At 65.7% G+C, this 18,541-nt stretch carries 13 protein-coding genes, 1 tRNA gene and 1 pseudogene; 10 read left to right on the top strand and 5 right to left on the bottom strand.

Features of this window, described 5'->3' with window-relative positions; all coding sequences use genetic code 11:
* Positions 1 to 20: 20 nt before the first annotated feature.
* The 3 genes from CHB99_RS17720 to CHB99_RS17710 all read left to right on the top strand — a co-directional run bounded on the left by CHB99_RS17720 (position 21) and on the right by CHB99_RS17710 (position 4,738).
* Complete coding sequence (locus CHB99_RS17720; RefSeq protein ID WP_042123939.1) at positions 21 to 3,764, top strand: bifunctional diguanylate cyclase/phosphodiesterase; 3,744 nt, start codon at positions 21 to 23, stop codon at positions 3,762 to 3,764.
* A 13-nt stretch (positions 3,765 to 3,777) separates the two neighbouring features.
* Positions 3,778 to 3,854 (top strand) — tRNA-Ile (locus tag CHB99_RS17715).
* Between the two features lie 125 nt (positions 3,855 to 3,979).
* A complete protein-coding gene (locus CHB99_RS17710) occupies positions 3,980 to 4,738 on the top strand; it encodes a FadR/GntR family transcriptional regulator (RefSeq protein WP_042123941.1) in 759 nt (252 codons plus the stop codon).
* Between the two features lie 45 nt (positions 4,739 to 4,783).
* Here CHB99_RS17710 and CHB99_RS17705 read toward each other — a convergent pair whose 3' ends face one another.
* From CHB99_RS17705 to kdgD, 4 genes are all read right to left on the bottom strand, one after another.
* Complete coding sequence (locus CHB99_RS17705; RefSeq protein ID WP_042123944.1) at positions 4,784 to 6,367, bottom strand: aldehyde dehydrogenase (NADP(+)); 1,584 nt, start codon at positions 6,365 to 6,367, stop codon at positions 4,784 to 4,786.
* 105 nt (positions 6,368 to 6,472) lie between these two features.
* Positions 6,473 to 8,026, bottom strand: coding sequence for a galactarate dehydratase (gene garD, locus CHB99_RS17700; RefSeq protein WP_042123946.1), 1,554 nt, complete (start codon positions 8,024 to 8,026; stop codon positions 6,473 to 6,475).
* Between the two features lie 78 nt (positions 8,027 to 8,104).
* A complete protein-coding gene (locus CHB99_RS17695; RefSeq protein ID WP_042123948.1) occupies positions 8,105 to 9,472 on the bottom strand; it encodes an MFS transporter in 1,368 nt (455 codons plus the stop codon).
* A gap of 105 nt (positions 9,473 to 9,577) precedes the next feature.
* A complete protein-coding gene (kdgD, locus tag CHB99_RS17690) occupies positions 9,578 to 10,489 on the bottom strand; it encodes a 5-dehydro-4-deoxyglucarate dehydratase (protein WP_042123950.1) in 912 nt (303 codons plus the stop codon).
* Positions 10,490 to 10,752: 263 nt separating this feature from the next.
* Between kdgD and CHB99_RS30660 the strand changes: the two are divergent.
* The 4 genes and pseudogenes from CHB99_RS30660 to CHB99_RS17675 all read left to right on the top strand — a co-directional run.
* Positions 10,753 to 11,520, top strand: a pseudogene (locus tag CHB99_RS30660) (MCP four helix bundle domain-containing protein); the annotation flags it as partial.
* Positions 11,515 to 12,378: a methyl-accepting chemotaxis protein gene (locus tag CHB99_RS30655; RefSeq protein WP_428977847.1), complete on the top strand. Its 864-nt coding sequence runs from the start codon at positions 11,515 to 11,517 to the stop codon at positions 12,376 to 12,378. The pseudogene CHB99_RS30660 and the gene CHB99_RS30655, both read left to right, overlap by 6 nt.
* 35 nt (positions 12,379 to 12,413) lie before the next feature.
* On the top strand, positions 12,414 to 13,295 hold the full coding sequence (locus CHB99_RS17680; protein WP_042123953.1) for a LysR family transcriptional regulator: 882 nt from the start codon (positions 12,414 to 12,416) through the stop codon (positions 13,293 to 13,295).
* A gap of 173 nt (positions 13,296 to 13,468) precedes the next feature.
* Positions 13,469 to 14,446, top strand: coding sequence for a cyclase family protein (locus CHB99_RS17675; protein ID WP_042123955.1), 978 nt, complete (start codon positions 13,469 to 13,471; stop codon positions 14,444 to 14,446).
* On the opposite strand, the gene CHB99_RS17670 is transcribed toward CHB99_RS17675, so the two are convergent.
* Positions 14,443 to 15,228 (bottom strand): AraC family transcriptional regulator, encoded by a 786-nt coding sequence (locus CHB99_RS17670; protein WP_042123957.1) that lies wholly within the window; start codon positions 15,226 to 15,228, stop codon positions 14,443 to 14,445. The two genes, CHB99_RS17675 and CHB99_RS17670, sit on opposite strands and share 4 nt — an antisense overlap.
* 81 nt (positions 15,229 to 15,309) lie before the next feature.
* On the opposite strand from CHB99_RS17670, the gene panB reads away from it, so the two are divergent.
* From panB to CHB99_RS17655, 3 genes are all read left to right on the top strand, one after another.
* On the top strand, positions 15,310 to 16,131 hold the full coding sequence (gene panB, locus CHB99_RS17665; RefSeq protein ID WP_042123960.1) for a 3-methyl-2-oxobutanoate hydroxymethyltransferase: 822 nt from the start codon (positions 15,310 to 15,312) through the stop codon (positions 16,129 to 16,131).
* A gap of 42 nt (positions 16,132 to 16,173) precedes the next feature.
* Entirely contained in the window at positions 16,174 to 16,635 is a 462-nt protein-coding gene (locus CHB99_RS17660) for an Lrp/AsnC family transcriptional regulator (RefSeq protein WP_042123962.1), read from the top strand.
* 217 nt (positions 16,636 to 16,852) lie between these two features.
* Positions 16,853 to 18,535 (top strand): flavin monoamine oxidase family protein, encoded by a 1,683-nt coding sequence (locus tag CHB99_RS17655; protein ID WP_042123964.1) that lies wholly within the window; start codon positions 16,853 to 16,855, stop codon positions 18,533 to 18,535.
* Positions 18,536 to 18,541: the final 6 nt, after the last annotated feature.

The raw sequence follows: 18,541 nt of genomic DNA, 5'->3' as shown, positions 1-18,541 counted from the left end.
ATCAGATCGACGAGGGCGCTATGCCGAGATTGCCGGCCTTTCTGCTGCCGCTCTTGTTCCTCTGGAGCGCAGTGGCCGGCGCCCTGACCCTGACCGACGAAGAACAGACCTGGCTCGATGCCCATCCCAGGCTGCGCCTCGGCGTTGATGCTTCATGGCCACCTTTCGAATACCGAGACCAGGAAGGCCATTACCAGGGACTGGCTGCCGACTACATCGCTGTGATCGAGAAACGCCTGGGGATCGAGTTCGAGCCGATCGAGCCGGTCAGCTGGACCGCTGTGCTGGAAAAAGCGCGGCACAACCAGCTCGACCTGATGCCGGGGATCATGTCCACGCCGGAACGTCAGGCCTACCTGTCGTTCACCCGACCTTACCTGGACTTTCCGATCGTCATCCTCGCCCATGATGGCGGTCCGCAACCTGGGTCGATCAAGGACCTCTACGGACTGAAGATCGCCGTGGTGGAAAACTACGCCCCCCATGAACTGCTGCGCGCCCAGCACCCGGACCTCAACCTGGTTGCCCTGCCCAATGTCAGCGCGGCCCTGCAGGCCCTGGCCACCAATGAAGTCGACGCGGTCGTCGGTGACCTGGCGTCCAGCGTCTGGAGCCTGCGCCAGCTCAAGCTGGAAGGCTTGCACGTCAGCGGCGAGACGCCCTATCGCTATCAACTCGCCATGGGAGCTCCACGGGAACAGCAGATGCTGATCGGCATCCTCGACAAGGTGCTCGCCGACATGAGTCCCGAGGAAATCAGCGGCATCCAGGAGCGCTGGGTCGGCAAGGTCCTCGACCAGCGCCCCCTGTGGAGCAACCTGCTGATGTACGGCCTGCCTGGCCTGCTGGTCCTGGTCGCGGTGCTGGCCATCGTGATCCGCGCCAACCGCCGCCTCAGCTCGGAAATCTCCCGACGCATCGCCCTGGAGCAGGAACTGCGCAGCAGCGAATACCACTATCGCGGGCTGGTGGAGAGCCTGTCGGCCATCGCCTGGGAAGCCGATGCCAACGATTTCACCTACAACTACGTCTCCCCCCATGCCGAGGACCTGCTCGGCTATCCCTTGAGCGACTGGCTGAAACCCGGCTTCTGGCGCTCGATCCTGCACCCCGATGACGCCCTCTGGGCCCAGGCCTACTGCGATGCCGAGAGTGCCGCCGGCCGCGATCACAGCCTCGATTACCGGGTCATCCGCGCCGACGGCAGGACCCTGTGGATCCGCGATATCGTCAGCCTCATCGAGCATGGCCACAAACCAGTGATGCGCGGTCTGATGATCGATATCAGCGAGGCCAAGCACACCGAACAGGCGCTGCGCCTGTCGGAAGAAAAATTCGCCTCGGTCTTTCACCAGTGCCCGGACATCCTGGTGATTGCCCGCCTGAGCGACGGCTGCCTGCTGGAGGTCAACGAGACCTTCGAGGAGCAGATCGGCATGGGCCCCTCCCAGGTGGTGGGGCGCACCGCCACCGAGCTGAATATCTGGGGCGTCGAAGGCATCGGCCCGAGCCTGCTGGAGCGCCTGCAACGGGGCAGCGTACGCAACCTGGAAATGACCTTCCGGCGCAGCAACGGGCAACTCTTCACCGGCCTGGTCTCGGCGGAATCCTTCGACCTGGAAAGCACCCCGGCCCTGGTCGTGGCGGTACGCGATATCAGCCAGCTCAAGGAAACCCAGCGGCAACTGCAGATTTCCGAGGAGAAGTTCGCCAAGGCCTTCCACGCCTCCCCCGACGGCATGCTGCTGTCACGCCAGAGCGACGGCCTGCTGCTGGAGGTCAACGAAGGTTTCTGCCGCCTGACCGGTTTCGACACCCAGTCGTCCCTGGACCATACCGCCATCGACCTGGGTATCTGGGTCGACCTCAACGAACGGCGGCAGATGCTCGAACTGCTGAAGAAAGACGGCTTCGTCAGCGACTTCAGTTGCAACCTGCGCCGTGCCGACGGTCAGATTCGTCTCTGCGAGCTGTCGGCGCGCCCCCTGCCGATTGGCGGGACCGACTGCATGCTGACCATCGCCCGCGATATCACCGACCGCCACCAGATGCAGGAAAAACTGCAACTGGCTGCCACCGTGTTCGAAAACACCGCCGAAGGCGTGCTCATCACCGATACCGACCAGCGCATCAGTGCGGTCAATCGGGCCTTCAGCGAAATCACCGGCTACAGCGAGGCCGAAACCCTCGGCCAGACCCCGCGCCTGCTCGCCTCCGGCCAGCACGACAGCGCCTTCTACGCTGCCATGTGGCATCAGTTGAACGCCGAGGGCCATTGGCAGGGCGAGATCTTCAACCGACGCAAGAATGGCGAGCTCTACCCCAGTTGGCTGACCATCAGCGCGGTGCGCAATCCGGAGCTCGGGACCACGCACTTCGTCGCTGTCTTCGCCGACATTTCCAGCCTCAAGCATGCCCAGGCCAAGCTCGACTACCAGGCCCATCACGACCCCCTCACCGGCCTGCCCAATCGCACACTGTTCGAAAACCGCCTGCAGGCCGCGCTGAGCTGCCCACAAGGGGCCAGCCGCCAGGGTGCGGTACTGTTTCTCGACCTCGATCGTTTCAAGCACATCAACGACAGCCTCGGCCACCCGGTCGGCGACCTGCTGCTCAAGGCGATCGCCCATCGGCTCAAGGAGCAGGTGCGCGACATCGACACCGTCGCCCGCCTGGGTGGCGACGAATTCATCATCCTCCTGCCGGGCCTGCACCAGGCCAGCGATGCCGAGCATATCGCGCACAAAGTCCTGACCTGCTTCAACGCGCCCTTCCAGGCCGGCGACCATGAGTTCTTCTCCAGCGCCAGCATCGGCATCAGCCTGTATCCGCAGGACGGCAGCGACGTGCCCTCGCTGATCCGCAACGCCGACGCGGCCATGTACCGCTCCAAGGCCAAGGGCCGCAACCGGGTCGAGGCCTACACCCGCGACCTCACGGCCCAGGCCAGCGAACGCATCGCCCTCGAACACGAACTGCGCCGCGCCATCGAACGCAATGAACTGAGCCTGTACTTCCAGCCCAAGCTGAGCCTGAAAACCCACCAACTGGTGGGTGCCGAAGCGCTGATTCGCTGGAGAAACCCGACCTTTGGCGAGGTTCCGCCGGAGCATTTCATCCCGCTGGCGGAAGAGAACGGCATGATCCTGCAACTGGGCGACTGGGTGCTGGAGCACGCCTGCCAGCAGATGCAGGCGTGGAAGCGCCAGTACCAGGCGTTCGGCCCGCTGTCGGTCAACCTGGCCGGCGCCCAGTTGCGCCAGCCGGGACTGGTGCGACGCATCGAACAGCTGCTCAAGACCTGCCAGCTCAGGGCCGGTGACCTGCAACTGGAAATCACCGAGAACTTCATCATGAGCCAGGCCGAGGAAAGCCTGGCCATCCTGCACCAGCTCAAGCGCCTGGGCGTGCAACTGGCGATCGACGACTTCGGCACCGGTTACTCGTCCCTCAGTTACCTCAAGCGCCTGCCGCTGGACATCCTCAAGATCGACCAGTCGTTCATCCGCGGCCTGCCCGACGACGCCAACGACGCGGCCATCGCCCGCGCCATCATCGCCCTGGGCCGCAGCATGCAACTGACCATCATCGCCGAGGGCGTGGAGACCGACGCACAGCAGCAATTCCTCGCCAGCGAGGGCTGCGAACAGATCCAGGGCTACATCGTCAGCCTGCCGCTGCCGGCGGATGCCTTCGCCGAGTCGTTTCTGCGCATAGTACTTTCCGATCTTTCGGATGGCACTGCCTGGAATCCCTCGATATAATCCGCGACCACTGGGGCCTATAGCTCAGTCGGTTAGAGCAGAGGACTCATAATCCTTTGGTCCACGGTTCGAGTCCGTGTGGGCCCACCAGATACTCAAGAAAGCCGCGCGAATGCGCGGCTTTTTCTTTTCCACAAAACCCTACGCCAGCCATGTGATCGTACAACTGCATCAGCTATGATGAGCGCTGTTTTCTCCATGTGAATGTACAGGGCATGACAGAGCAGCAGGTACAGGTCCAGCCCCGGCGCAAGCCGCGTAGCCTGGCTCAGGAACTGGTCGCGGTGCTGACCGAACGAATCCGCAGCGGCCAGCTCAAGCGCGGCGACAAGCTTCCCACCGAATCGCAGATCATGGCCGAGGAAGGCGTGAGCCGCACGGTGGTGCGCGAGGCAATTTCGCGCCTGCAAGCGGCCGGGCAGGTGGAGACCCGTCACGGTATCGGCACCTTCGTTCTCGATCTGCCGAACAGCGGCGGTTTCCGCATCGATCCGGCGACCATCGTCACCCTGCGCGAGGTGCTGGCGGTCCTGGAGTTGCGCATTGCCCTGGAAGTGGAGTCCGCCGGACTCGCGGCCCAACGGCGCAGCGACGAGGCGCTGGCGGGGATGCGCGCGGCACTGGACGAGCTGAACGAGAGCGCGGCCCATGCCTCGGATGCGGTGTCGGCGGATTTCCAGTTCCACCTGCAGATCGCCCAGGCCAGCGGCAATCACTATTTCGCCGATATCATCAATCACCTGGGCACCAGCATCATTCCGCGGACCCGGCTGAATTCGGCACGCCTGGCCCACGACGACCAGCCCCATTACCTGGGGCGTCTGCACCACGAACATGAAGCGATCTACGAAGCCATCGCCCGACGCGACAGCGAAGGGGCGAAGATGGCGATGCGCATGCACCTGAGCAACAGCCGGGAGCGCCTGCGCCAGGCCCATGAAGATGCGGAAAAGCAGGAAACCCTGCGCCCCTGAGCCCCAGAAAAAAGCCCCGCGATGCGGGGCTTTCTGTTTGGCTGATCAGCCGATCACACCTTTGCTCCACTGCCCGTTCACCAGGCGCCGCAGGTTCAGCGGGTTGTCGTCACGCAGTGCCTCGGGCAGCAGCGACTGCGGGTAGTTCTGGTAGCACACCGGGCGCAGGAAGCGATCGATGGCCAGGGTGCCGACCGACGTCCCGCGAGCATCGGAGGTCGCCGGATAGGGGCCGCCATGAACCATGGCATCACACACCTCGACCCCGGTCGGATAGCCATTGATCAGAATCCGTCCCACCTTCTCTTCCAGCAACGGCACCAGCCAGGCGAAGGATTCCAGGTCTTCCGGCTCGCCGATCAGGGTGGCGGTCAGTTGTCCACGCAGGCCCAGCAGCGCAGCGCGCAGTTCCTCGTCGTCACGCACTTCGACCGCCACCGTGGTCGGCCCGAAGACCTCTTCCTGCAGCAGCGCATCGGACTCCACCAGCAGCCGCGCATCGGCCTTGAACAGCTGTGCCCGCGCCTGAGCACCTTCCTGCGCCTGGCCCGCCAGGTGCTGAATGCCGGCATGAGCCTGGAGATGCTCCAGCCCCGCCACATAACTGCGCAGACCGCCAGCGTTGAGCATGGTCTGCCCCGCCTGCTGGTCGAGGTGCTGGCCGAGGTTGCCGAGCAATTCACTGAACGCCGACGACTGCAGGCCGATCACCAGGCCCGGGTTGGTGCAGAACTGGCCGCAGCCCATGGTCACCGAACCGGCCAGCTCGCGCGCGATCGCCTCACCACGCTTGGCCAGCGCGCCCGGCAGCACGATCACCGGGTTGATGCTGGACATCTCGGCGAACACCGGAATCGGCTGCGGACGCTCGGCCGCCATGCGACACAGGGCATCGCCGCCCTTCAACGAACCGGTGAAGCCTACCGCCTGGATCGCCGGGTGCTTGACCAGCCACTCGCCCACGCCACCACCGAAGACCATGTTGAAGACGCCCTTGGGCATGCCGGTACGCTCGGCGGCGCGCTGGATCGCACCAGCCACCAGATCGGCGGTGGCCATGTGGCCGCTGTGGGCCTTGAACACGACCGGGCAACCAGCCGCCAGGGCCGCGGCGGTATCGCCACCGGCGGTGGAGAATGCCAGCGGGAAGTTGCTCGCGCCGAACACCGCGACCGGGCCGACGCCGATGCGCATCTGGCGAATATCCACCCGTGGCAGCGGCTGACGGTCAGGCAGCGCGAGGTCGATGCGCGCACCGAGGAAATCACCGCGGCGCAGGACCTGGGCGAACAGGCGAAGCTGCCCGCTGGTACGCGCGCGCTCGCCCTGGATGCGCGCCGCGGGCAGCGCGGTTTCGCGGCAGACGGTGGCGATGAAGCTGTCGTCCAGCTCATCCAGTTCGGCGGCGATGGTGTTGAGGAATTCGGCGCGACGGGCCGGAGCCAGCTGGCGGTACTCGCCGAAAGCGGCGGCGGCGGCGCGAGCGGCCTGGTCGACTTCGCTTTCGGTGGCCTGGGCGAAGCTGTAGGGCAGCGCTTCGCCGGTGCTGGCGTCGAGGCTGTGCAGGCGTTGCGAACCAGCGGCGCTGCGCTGGCCGGCGATGAAGTTGTGGCCGAGGATCTCAGGCATTGGAGGGGCTCCGGGGAGAAGTGGGATTTGAGTAGCCATCGGGGCCTGCTACGCAGGCCTTCGCGAGCACGCTCGCTCCTACAGGGGACCGTGATGTTCGTTGGATCAGGTGATGGGCGCCGGGTTGAACAGGGTGATGTCGTTGTGCAGCTTGTGCTGCTCGGCCCAGGTCTGTTTGCGGCCGCTGGCGACGTCCAGGTAGTAGTGGAACAGCTCCCAGCCCAGCTCCTCGATGGTGGCGCGGCCGGTAGCGATGCGGCCGGCGTCGATATCGATCAGGTCGGGCCAGCGCTGGGCCAGCTCGCTGCGGGTGCAGACCTTGACCACCGGCGCCATGGCCAGCCCGTAGGGCGTGCCGCGACCGGTGGTGAAGACGTGCAGGTTCATCCCGGCCGCCAGTTGCAAGGTGCCGCAGACGAAGTCGCTGGCCGGCGTGGCGCAGAAGATCAGGCCCTTGCGCGCGACCCGCTCGCCCGGACCGACCACACCCTGAATGGCGCCGCTGCCGGACTTGACGATGGAGCCGAGGGATTTCTCGACGATGTTCGACAAGCCACCCTTCTTGTTGCCAGGCGTGGTGTTGGCGCTGCGGTCGGCTTCGCCACGCTCCAGGTAGCGGTCGTACCAGTCCATCTCGCGCACCAGGGCCTCGGCGACTTCCGGCGTTTCGGCGCGGGAGGTGAGCATGTAGATGGCATCGCGGACTTCGGTCACCTCGGAGAACAGCACGGTGGCACCGGCCCGCACCAGCAGGTCGGCGGCATAGCCCAGCGCCGGGTTGGCGGTGATGCCGGAAAAGGCATCGCTGCCGCCGCACTGCATGCCGAGAATCAGCTCGCTGGCCGGCACGGTCTCGCGGCGACGCTGATCAAGCTTGATCAGACGCGCTTCGGCCAGGGCCATGATCTGCTCGATCATCTCGACGAAGCCGAGGCTGGCGTCCTGCAGGCGATACAGCCAGGGTTCGCTGAGGTCGACGGACGGATCGTTGTCGTGCATCACCTGGCCGGCCTGCAGTTTCTCGCAGCCCAGGCTGATCACCAGCGCCTCGCCGCCCAGGTTGGGGTTGCGCGCCAGGTTGCGCACGGTGCGAATCGGGATATAGGCGTCGCGCGCATTGATCGCCACGCCACAGCCGTAGCTGTGGGTCAGGGCGACCACGTCGTCGACGTTGGGGTACTTCGGCAGCAGCTCTTCGCGGATGCGCTTGACCGCGTGATCGAGCACACCGGTGACGCACTGCACGGTGGTGGTGATGCCGAGGATATTGCGCGTACCGACGGTACCGTCGGCGTTGCGGTAGCCCTCGAAGGTGAAGCCCTCCAGCGGCGGCAGCGCGGCGGGCACCGCATCGCAGCGCGGCAGGCTGTCCAGCTCCGGCGCCGCCGGCATGGCCAGTTGGCTCTCCTTGACCCAGCTGCCACGGCGCAGGTCTTCCAGGGCATAGCCGATGATCTGGCCATAACGGCGCACCGGCTCACCCTCGCGGATGTCGGTCACGGCGACCTTGTGACTCTGCGGCACGCCTTCGACCAGGGTCAGGCCATCGGCGAAGCGGGCACCCTCGCCCAGGCCGCCGTCATTGACCACCACCACGACATTGTCGTCGTCATGCAGGCGGACATAGCGGGGCGAGTCGGAAGTTTCGATCAACTGCATGGTGGTGACCTTCTTGTGGGTTCCCAGGCTTTGTTCATCCGCCAGCGCCCGGCCATGGCCGGGCGCCGCGTGCTTGTTTCAGTTGCGCGAGTCGGCCAGCTTGGCGGACTGCGCGGGGGTGGCGTCGTCCCGCGGTGCATCACGCAGCTCGATGCGCTTGATCGGACCGACGATCACCAGGTAGCTGAACACCGCCACCAGGGCGTTGGCGCCGACATACACCAGGGCCCACTTGAACGAGCCGGTGGCGCTGATGATGTAGCCGATGATGATCGGCGTGGTGATCGAAGCGATGTTGCCGAAGGTGTTGAACATGCCGCCCGACAGGCCGGCGATCTGCTTCGGCGAGGTGTCCGAGACCACCGCCCAGCCCAGCGCGCCGAGGCCTTTGCCGAAGAACGCCAGGGCCATGATGCCGACCACCATCCATTCGGCGTCGACGTAGTTGCAGATCACCATCGAGGTGGACAGCAGCAGGCCGATGACGATCGGTGCCTTGCGCGCGAAGGTCAGCGAGTTGCCGCGACGCAGCAGGTGATCGGAAATGATGCCGCCGAGCACACCGCCGATGAAGCCGCAGATCGCCGGCAGCGAGGCGATGAAGCCGGCCTTGAGGATCGACATGCCGCGCTCCTGCACCAGGTACACCGGGAACCAGGTGAGGAAGAAGTAGGTAATGGCGTTGATGCAGTACTGGCCGAGGTAGACGCCGAGCATCATGCGGCTGGACAGCAGCTGCTTGATGTAGCCCCACTTCGGTCCGCCGTTGCCGCCGGCGCGCGGCTTGTCCATATCCACCAGACCGCCGTTCTGCTCGATGTGGGCCAGTTCCTCGGCGCCGATCATCGGGTGTTCCTTGGGGTTGTAGACCAGTTTCAGCCAGACCAGGGAGAAGCCGATACCGAGCACGCCCATGACGATGAACACATGCTCCCAACCCCAGGCATGGACGATCCAGCCCATCAGCGGCGCGAACAGCACGGTGGCGAAATATTGCGCGGAGTTGAAGATCGCCGAGGCGGTGCCGCGTTCGGCGGTGGGGAACCAGGCCGCGACGATGCGCGCATTGCCGGGGAACGACGGCGCTTCGGCGAAGCCGACGAGGAAGCGCAGCATGAACAGGGCGATGATCGCGTTGGCCACCGGCATGTAGCCGACGAAGCCCTGCAGCACGGTGAACAGCGACCAGGTGAAGATGCTGAAGGCGTAGACCTTCTTCGAGCCGAAGCGGTCCAGCAACCAGCCGCCGGGAATCTGCCCGAGCACATAGGCCCAGCCGAAGGCGGAGAAGATATAGCCGAGGGTGACGGCATCGATGCCGAGGTCTTTCTGCAGGCTGGAGCCGGCGATGGAGATCGTGGCGCGATCGGCGTAGTTGATCGTGGTCACAAGGAACAGCATGAACAGGATCAGATAGCGGACATGCGTCTTTTTAGTCGCGTGCATCTGAAAGTACTCCCACTAATTATTTTTGTGCGGGGTCATGAGTGATAGCCGGAGCGGGGTTCCCGCTCCGGGGTGCGGCATCTGGCAGGCCGCGGGGTCTGGCGCTTATTGCGGACCCATCTTGTCCATCAGGGCGGCGAGCATCTCGTACTCGGCGGCGGTCAGGTCGGTCAGCGGGGTGCGAACCGGACCCGCGTCGTAGCCGGCGATCTTCGCGCCCGCCTTGACGATGCTCACGGCGTAGCCGGCCTTGCGGTTGCGCAGATCCAGGTACGGCAGGAAGAAGTCATCGATCAGCTTGCCGACGGTGGCGTGGTCGTCGCGGGCGATGGCGTTGTAGAAGTCCATCGCGGTCTTCGGCACGAAGTTGAACACCGCCGAGGAGTAGACCGGCACGCCCAGTGCCTTGTAGGCCGCAGCATATACCTCGGCGGTCGGCAGGCCACCCAGGTAGCTGAAGCGATCGCCCAGGCGGCGACGGATGGACACCATCAACTCGATATCGCCCAGGCCGTCCTTGTAGCCGATCAGGTTCGGGCAGCGCTCGGCCAGTTGTTCCAGCTGGCTGGCATTGAGACGGCAGACGTTGCGGTTGTAGACGACCACACCGATGTTCACCGACTTGCACACCGCCTCGACATGGGCGGCGACGCCGTCCTGGCTGGCTTCGGTCAGGTAGTGCGGCAGCAGCAGCAGGCCCTTGGCACCCAGGCGCTCGGCCTCTTGCGCGTATTCGATGGCCTGGCGAGTGGCGCCGCCGACACCGGCGAGGATCGGCACGGAACCGGCGCAGGTGTCCACCGCGGTCTTGATCACCTGGCTGTATTCGCTGGCGGCCAGGGAGAAGAACTCACCGGTGCCGCCGGCGGCGAACAGGGCGCTGGCGCCGTAGGGCGCGAGCCATTCCAGGCGCTTGATGTAGCCGGCGGGGTTGAAGTCGCCCTGGGCGTTGAAGTCGGTGACAGGGAACGACAGCAGGCCATGGGAGAGGATGGAGCGCAGTTCTTGTGGATTCATTGTTGTAGGCATCCTGTGGCGCTTGAGAAGCAGGGTGGGGTGGGCAAGTGAGAGGTAGGTTATCGTACAAGTTGTACGATGACTAGTCCCGAAAACCAGGATTCACCACCAGTCATCAGACTTCTTTCTACCGTTCGTCCTCTTTCTGCGCTATAAAATGGCTACTTTTTACCCTGATTCCTCTCGGGGACACCCTGAAGGGCCAAGAAAAGTGTTTAGTTATCATACAACTACAAGAACCCGATCTCACACGGACTGCCGCCATGAACCTGCGCCACCTCTCCATCGCCCGCCGTGCCGGCCTCGGCTTCACCCTGATTGCCCTGCTGGTCGCCCTGCTCGGCGGGTTTGCCGTGGTGCAGATGCAGGCCATTCGGCAGAGCGAAGTCGCCGTCGAAACCAACTGGGTGCCCAGCCTGCGGGTCATCGGTGATATCCGCGAAGTGATGCTGCGGGTGCGCACCATTTCCCTGCGCATGGCCCTCGACCCGAATCCAGCCAACACCTCGACCTACCAGGGCCAGATGGACACGCGCCTGAAAGACCTGGACAGCAAGCTGGCGCTGCTCGACGGCTTCATCGATACCGCGGAGGAAAGCACCCTGGCGAAAGACTTTCGCGCCAGCCTCGCGGAGTACCGCAATGGCCTGGAACGCTCCTTCGAACTGGCCCGCCGCAACGACAGCGCCGGCCTGAACCAGCTGCTGCTGGTGGACATGAAGGCGGTCGTCGATGCCTCGGGCCGGCAACTGGCCGACTTCGGCGAGCTCTACAGCCGGCAGATCGACGCCGAGGGCAAGGCCGCCGAACAGCAGTACCAGCGCTCGCTGCGGATCATCCTGGTCTTCATCGCGGGCGCCGCCCTCGCGACCATCGCCCTGGCCCTGTGGCTGACCCGCGGCATCGTGCGCCCGCTGCAGCAGGCCGTGCGTGCCGCCGAGCACGTGGCCGCCGGCGACCTGAGCCAGCGGCTCGACGTCGAAGGCAATGACGAGGTGACCCGCCTGCAGCGCGCGCTGCAACAGATGCAGCACAACCTGAGCTCGGCCATGCGCCATATCAGCGACTCCGCCACCCGCCTCGCCTGCGCCGCGACCGAACTGAACACGGTCACCGAAGACAGCTACCGCGGCCTGCACCAGCAGAACGCCGAGATCGAGCAGGCCGCCACCGCCGTCAACGAGATGACCTCGGCGGTGGAGGAAGTGGCGCGCAATGCCGCCTCGACCTGCGAGGCCTCCGGACAGACCAGCAGCGCCGCCCGCGCCGGACAGACCCGGGTCCTGGAAACCGTGGAATCGATCCGCAGCCTCAGCGATGACGTGCAGGGCACCGCCGGCCTGGTGCGCGCGCTGGTCGAGCAGTCGCAGGACATCGGCAAGGTGCTCGACGTGATTCGTGCCATCGCCGAACAGACCAACCTGCTCGCCCTCAACGCCGCCATCGAGGCGGCCCGCGCCGGCGAGTCCGGGCGCGGTTTCGCGGTGGTCGCCGACGAGGTCCGTGCCCTCGCCCACCGGACCCAGCAATCGACCCTGGAAATCGACGGCATGGTCAACGCCATCCGCAGCGGCTCGGCGCAGGCGCTGGAGGCCATGCTCGGCAGTTGCCAGCGCGCCGCCTCCACCCTGGACATGGCCCGTGGCGCCGGCGAGTCGCTGGTGCGGATCAGCGACTCGGTCAGCGAGATTTCCGAACGCAACCTGGTGATCGCCAGCGCCGCCGAGGAACAGGCCCAGGTGGCCCGGGAGGTGGACCGCAATATCGTCAACATCCGCGACCTGTCCGGGGAGTCGACCCAGGGCGCCAACCAGATCAGTGCGTCGAGCAACGAACTGTCGCGCCTGGCCGAAGACCTCAGCCAGGTCGTCGCGCGCTTCCGGATCTGATCAAATAGCCCGCCTCATCAACAGGGATGGCGGGCATGGACACCTTTACCCTGATGCGCTCGTTCCGGCGCATCGTCGAACTCGGCGGGCTGGGCAAGGCCGCCGACGACCTCAACCTTTCCGCCGCCGGGCTGAGCAAGCAGTTGCGCACCCTGGAAGCCCATCTCGGCACGGTGCTGCTGCAGCGCACGACTCGACGCATGAGCCTGACCGCGACCGGCCAGGCCTACTACGAGCGTTGCTGCCAGTTGCTCGATGAACTGGAGCAACTGGAGCGGTCGGTCCACGAGGAGTCGCGGCAGGTCAGTGGCAAGCTGCGGGTCAACGCGCCGCTGTCGTTCGCCCTGAGCACCCTCGCGCCGCTGTTCGCCGGTTTCCTGCGCGAGCACCCCGGGGTGGAACTGGACCTGGTGATGGAGGATCGCCTGGTCGAAGCGGTGAGCCAGGGCTTCGACGTGTCGATCCGCCTGGCCCCGGCGCTGCCGGATTCTTCGCTGATCGCGCGCCAATTGGCCACGCTGCGCCAGGTGCTGTGCGCCGCCCCCACCTACCTGGAAAAGCACGGGCATCCCGCCTCGCTCGCCGAGCTGGAGGGCCACGCGCAACTGCAGTACAGCCTGAGCCAGCAAGCCCCCGCCGGTGCGCCCCAGGGTGCCCGGGTCACGGTGAACAACAGCCTGATGCTGCGCGAACTGTTGATCGCCGGTTCAGGAATTGGCTGGCTGCCATCGTTTCTCGCGGACCCCGCGCTGGCCTCCGGGCGCCTGGCCCAGGTGCTCCCGGATCACCCGGATGCCCCGCGCCAGGTCTATGCCGTCTACCCCACCAGCCGCCACCTGCTGCCACGGGTGCGCGCCTTCGTGGACTACCTGGCCGACCACCTGCCCCTGGCCATGGCCCGGGATTATCAACCCTGAGCGAAATATCCCTGCACCGCCGAGGCCTTAATCAGGCTGGGCCTCACGCCTAGACTGGGCGCACTCCGTCGGGCCCGACGCAGCCTCACTTTCCCGCCCTCGCCCACCGCCGTGGCCGCCTCGCGCGCCAGCGGCGCCTGCGCCCGGGCACTCGCGAAACAGGAGCGTTGCCGATGAAAACCCCGCTGATCACCACCCTGCTGGCCCTGGCCCTGAGCGCCGCCGCCCACGCAGGCGAACCCGCCAAGGTCGGCGTGAGCCCCTGGGGCCCGGACGACGAGATCGGCCGCCTCAACCTGATCACCGACACCTCCCGTGCCGCGGTGATGTCACGGGTCGATGCGCGCAAGGTCTACGACCTCGCCACCGAGTACTACATCGGCATGCCGAGCTGGCAGGCCGCCGGCGATCCGCACTACCAGTTCTGGATGACCCACACGCCACGCGGCACGGTGGTCGACGACCCGCTCGGCGTCGGCCACGAGATGAACGCGCTGCGCAGCTACACCGGCAGCGCCTTCTCCATGTATGGCCACACCGGCACCCATATCGACGCACTCAACCACTTCGGTATCGACGGCAAGATCTGGAACGGCTTCAGCGCCGACGAGCACCTCGGCGATCGCGGCTGGAAGAAGACCGGTGTGGAGAAGTTCCCGCCGCTGGTGGCGCGTGGCGTGCTGATCGACGTGGCGGCGGCCAAGGGCGTGGACATGCTCCCGGACGACTACCGCATCACCCGCGAAGACCTGGAGAGCGCCCTCAAGCGCCAGAACACCAGCCTGCAGCGGGGTGACATCGTGCTGATCCGCACCGGTCGCATGAAGCTCTACGAACAGCCCCAGGCCTATATGCGCCAGTCGCCGGGCATGGGCCTGGACGCGGCGCGCTTTCTCGTCGAGGACGGCAAGGCGATGATCCTCGGCGCCGACAACCTGAGCTTCGAAGCCTTCCCGTCCGAGGTCGCCGACGACTATGTGCCGCTGCACAGTTACCTGCTGGCGCAGAAAGGCGTGCCGATCATGGAACTGGTGGCGCTGGACGAGCTGGCCCGGGACAAGGTCTACGAGTTCGCCTTCATCGGCGGCCCGCTGAAGATCCGTGGTGGCGATTCGGCGCCGTTGCGCCCGGTGGCCATGCCGCTGCGTTAAGCCAGGCGTGCCGCCCAGGCGCCCGGGGTGGTGCCGTAATGGCGCTGGAACAGCGCGATGAAGGCCGACACCGAGTCATAGCCCAGCTCGTTGGCCACCGCCGTGACGCTGCCGCCCTGGGCCAGCAGCGGCAAGGCCGCGAGCAGGCGCAGACGCTGGCGCCAGGTCTGGAACGACAACTGCGTCTGGGCCTGGAACAGCCGGGCCAGGGTGCGTCGTGAAGCGCCGACCTGCTGCGCCCATTCCTCGATGGTGCGGCCGTCTTCCGGTGCCGCCTGCAGGGCATCGGTGATCCGCCGCAAGCGCGGGTCGCTGGGCAGCGGCAGGCTGAAAGGCGCCTCCGGCAGCTCGCGCAGTTCATCCACCAGCACCTGCAACAGCCGCGCCTGCGGGCCGTCCTCGGGATAGTCGTTGGAGAAGCCGCTGGCCTTGTCGATCAGCTCGCGCACCAGCGGCGTCACCTGCACCACCGCGCAGTCACGGTGGTAGCCCTGGAGCACCGCGTCACCGAGATACAGGCTGCGAAACGCCAGGACCTGCTCGCTGTACACGGTGTGGCGCACCCCCGCGGGAATCCACATTCCGCATTGCGGCGGCAACAGGTAGCTGTGGTCGTCGGTGAGCACCTGCATGATGCCCGCGCTGGCGTAGGTGAACTGCACCCATTCATGGGTGTGCATCTCCACCTGGTAGCCCGGCGGAATGTCGAACATGCGGCCCTGCACCGGGCGCGCCAGGTGGTCGGGTACCGGTGGTACATCGTCTTGGCTCTTGTGCGGCATTACTCGTCCCCTTTGCTCAAGTGAGCCATGAACAGCGATGTTAGCCTGCCTCGCGTCTCGTTGAACAACAGGAGTCTTGTCATGAGCACGCAGATTCGCCAAAGCCGCCTGAGCATTCCGGCCATCCGCCAGCGCAAGGGCGCCGGCAGCCTGGTTGCGCTGACCGCCTACAGCCTGCCGATGGCGCGCTGGGTGGATGCCCACGCCGACCTGATCATCGTCGGCGATTCGCTGGGCATGGTCCTGTACGGCATGCCCAGTACCCTCGGCGTGACCCTGGACATGATGATCGCCCACGGCCAGGCGGTGATGCGCGGCGCGCAGCGTGCCTGCGTGGTGGTCGACATGCCATTTGGCAGCTATCAGGCCTCGCTGGAGCAAGCCTTCATGAACGCCGCGAAAGTCCTGCGCGATACCGGCGCCCAGGCCCTCAAGCTCGAAGGCGGCGAGGAAATGGCCGAGACCGTGGCGTACCTGTGCCAGCGCGGTATTCCGGTGATGGCGCATATCGGCCTGATGCCGCAGCAGGTCAACGTTCAAGGCGGATTCAGAGCCCAGGGGCGGGATGCCGAAAGCGCGGCGAAGGTGCGCCGCGACGCCCTGGCGATGCAGGCGGCGGGGGCCTTCTCGGTGGTGCTCGAAGGCATCGCCGAGCCCCTGGCGCGGGCGTTGAGCGAGGAACTGGCGATTCCCACCATCGGCATCGGCGCCTCGCCGGCCTGCGATGGCCAGGTGCTGGTGACCGAAGACCTGCTGGGGCTGTTCGGCGAGTACCAGCCGCGCTTCGTCAAGCGCTATGCCGAGTTGCAGGGGCCGATCGAACAGGCGCTCGGCGAGTACGCGCGCGACGTGCGGACAGGGGTGTTTCCGGGGCTGGAGCACTGCTTCAAGGCACTGGCTTGAAGGTACACTGGGCCGCTTAGCCGCCTTGCCCCCGAGAAAGCCATGTCCGACAGCCGCACCCATGCCCTCGACGAAATAGACCGCCAGTTGATCGCCGCCCTGCAGATCAACGCCCGGGAAAGCGTCGCCACCCTCGCCCGGCAACTGGGCATCGCCCGGACCACGGTGACGTCGCGGATCGCCCGGCTGGAGAAGACCAAGGTCATCAGCGGCTATGGCGTGCGCCTGGGCCAGCGGGTGATCGATGGTGGCCTGCAGGCCTACGTGGGCATCACCGTGCAACCGCGCTCCGGGCGCGAGGTGGTGCGCCGCCTCAGCGCCATGGGGCAGGTGCAGCAGCTGTGCGCGGTGAGTGGCGAGTTCGACTATGTGGCGTGGCTGCGCAGCGAGTCGCCGGAGCAACTGGACCAGTTGCTCGACCAGATCGGCAGCCTGGAAGGGGTGGAGAAGACCACGACCTCGATCATCCTCAGCAGCAAGGTGGATCGCGGGCAGCCGGTATGACTTGATGCCTCACCGCTGAACCTTGTGGGGGCTGGCGTTGCCAGCGATGAGGCCATAAATGTCACTATGCATCTCACTCTTGTCACAATGACCAAAAACACCACAAAACGACGACACTCTGCATCTTAATTACGAACACACCCCTCTCTAAAATTGGCCCCAGGCATTTCCTATACTCAGGCTCCGCCTCCCGCGCAGCCCCCTGGCAAGGTCAATCATGAACAAGAACAACCGCCACCCCGCCGACGGCAAGAAACCCGTCACCATCTTCGGTCCCGACTTCCCCTTCGCCTTCGACGACTGGATCGAGCACCCCGCCGGCCTGGGCAGCATTCCCGCCGCGCGGCATGGCGAGGAAGTGGCGATCGTCGGTGCCGGGATCGCCGGGCTGGTGGCGGCCTACGAGCTGATGAAGCTGGGCCTCAAGCCGGTGGTCTACGAGGCTTCGAAGATGGGCGGGCGCCTGCGCTCGCAGGCCTTCGCCGGCACCGACGGCATCGTCGCGGAACTGGGCGGGATGCGTTTTCCGGTGTCGTCCACGGCGTTCTACCACTACGTCGACAAACTGGGCCTGGAGACCCGGCCGTTTCCCAACCCGCTGACCCCGGCGTCGGGCAGCACGGTGATCGATCTGGAAGGCACCACCTACTACGCGGAGAAGATCGCCGACCTGCCGAAACTGTTCCAGGAAGTCGCCGACGCCTGGGCCGATGCCCTGGAGGACGGCGCGCGCTTCGGTGATATCCAGCAGGCCATCCGCGACCGCGACGTCCCGCGCCTGAAGGAACTGTGGAACACCCTGGTGCCGCTGTGGGATGACCGCACCTTCTACGACTTCGTCGCCACCTCGAAATCCTTCGCCAAACTGAGCTTCCTGCACCGCGAAGTGTTCGGCCAGGTCGGCTTCGGCACCGGCGGCTGGGACTCGGACTTCCCCAACTCGATGCTGGAAATCTTCCGCGTGGTGATGACCAACTGCGACGACCACCAGCACTTGGTGGTCGGCGGTGTCGAGCAGGTGCCGCTGGGCATCTGGAAGCATGTGCCGCAGCGCTGCGCCCATTGGCCGCAAGGTACCAGCCTGGCCTCGCTGCACCGTGGCGCGCCGCGCCCGGGGGTCAAGCGCATCGCGCGCAACGCCGACGGTAGCCTGGCGGTGACCGACAACTGGGGCGACACACGCAACTACGCGGCGGTGCTGACCACCTGCCAGAGCTGGCTGCTGACCACCCAGATCGAATGCGAGGAATCGCTGTTCTCGCAGAAGATGTGGATGGCCCTGGACCGCACCCGCTACATGCAGTCGTCGAAGACCTTCGTCATGGTCGACCGCCCGTTCTGGAAGGACAAGGACCCGGAAACCGGCCGCGACCTGATGAGCATGACCCTCACCGACCGCCTGACCCGCGGCACCTACCTGTTCGACAACGGCGACGACAAGCCGGGGGTGATCTGCCTGTCCTACTCGTGGATGAGCGATGCCCTGAAGATGCTCCCACACCCGGTGGAGAAGCGCGTCAAACTGGCCCTCGACGCACTGAAGAAGATCTACCCGAAAGTGGACATCGCCGGGCATATCATCGGCGACCCGATCACCGTATCGTGGGAGGCCGACCCGTATTTCCTCGGTGCCTTCAAGGGCGCCCTGCCCGGCCACTATCGCTACAACCAGCGCATGTACGCCCACTTCATGCAGCAGGACATGCCCGCCGAGCAGCGCGGCATCTTCATCGCCGGCGACGACGTATCCTGGACACCGGCCTGGGTCGAAGGCGCGGTGCAGACCTCGCTGAACGCGGTTTGGGGCATCATGAAGCACTTCGGTGGCCACACCCACCCCGACAACCCGGGCCCGGGCGATGTGTTCGACGAGATCGGGCCGATCGCCCTGGCCGACTGACAGGAG

Source organism: Pseudomonas japonica, assembly GCF_900188455.1.
GTDB classification, from domain to species: Bacteria; Pseudomonadota; Gammaproteobacteria; order Pseudomonadales; family Pseudomonadaceae; genus Aquipseudomonas; species Aquipseudomonas japonica.
The sequence above is the reverse complement of the archived record's forward strand: the minus strand, read 5'-3'. Positions and strand labels throughout refer to the sequence as shown.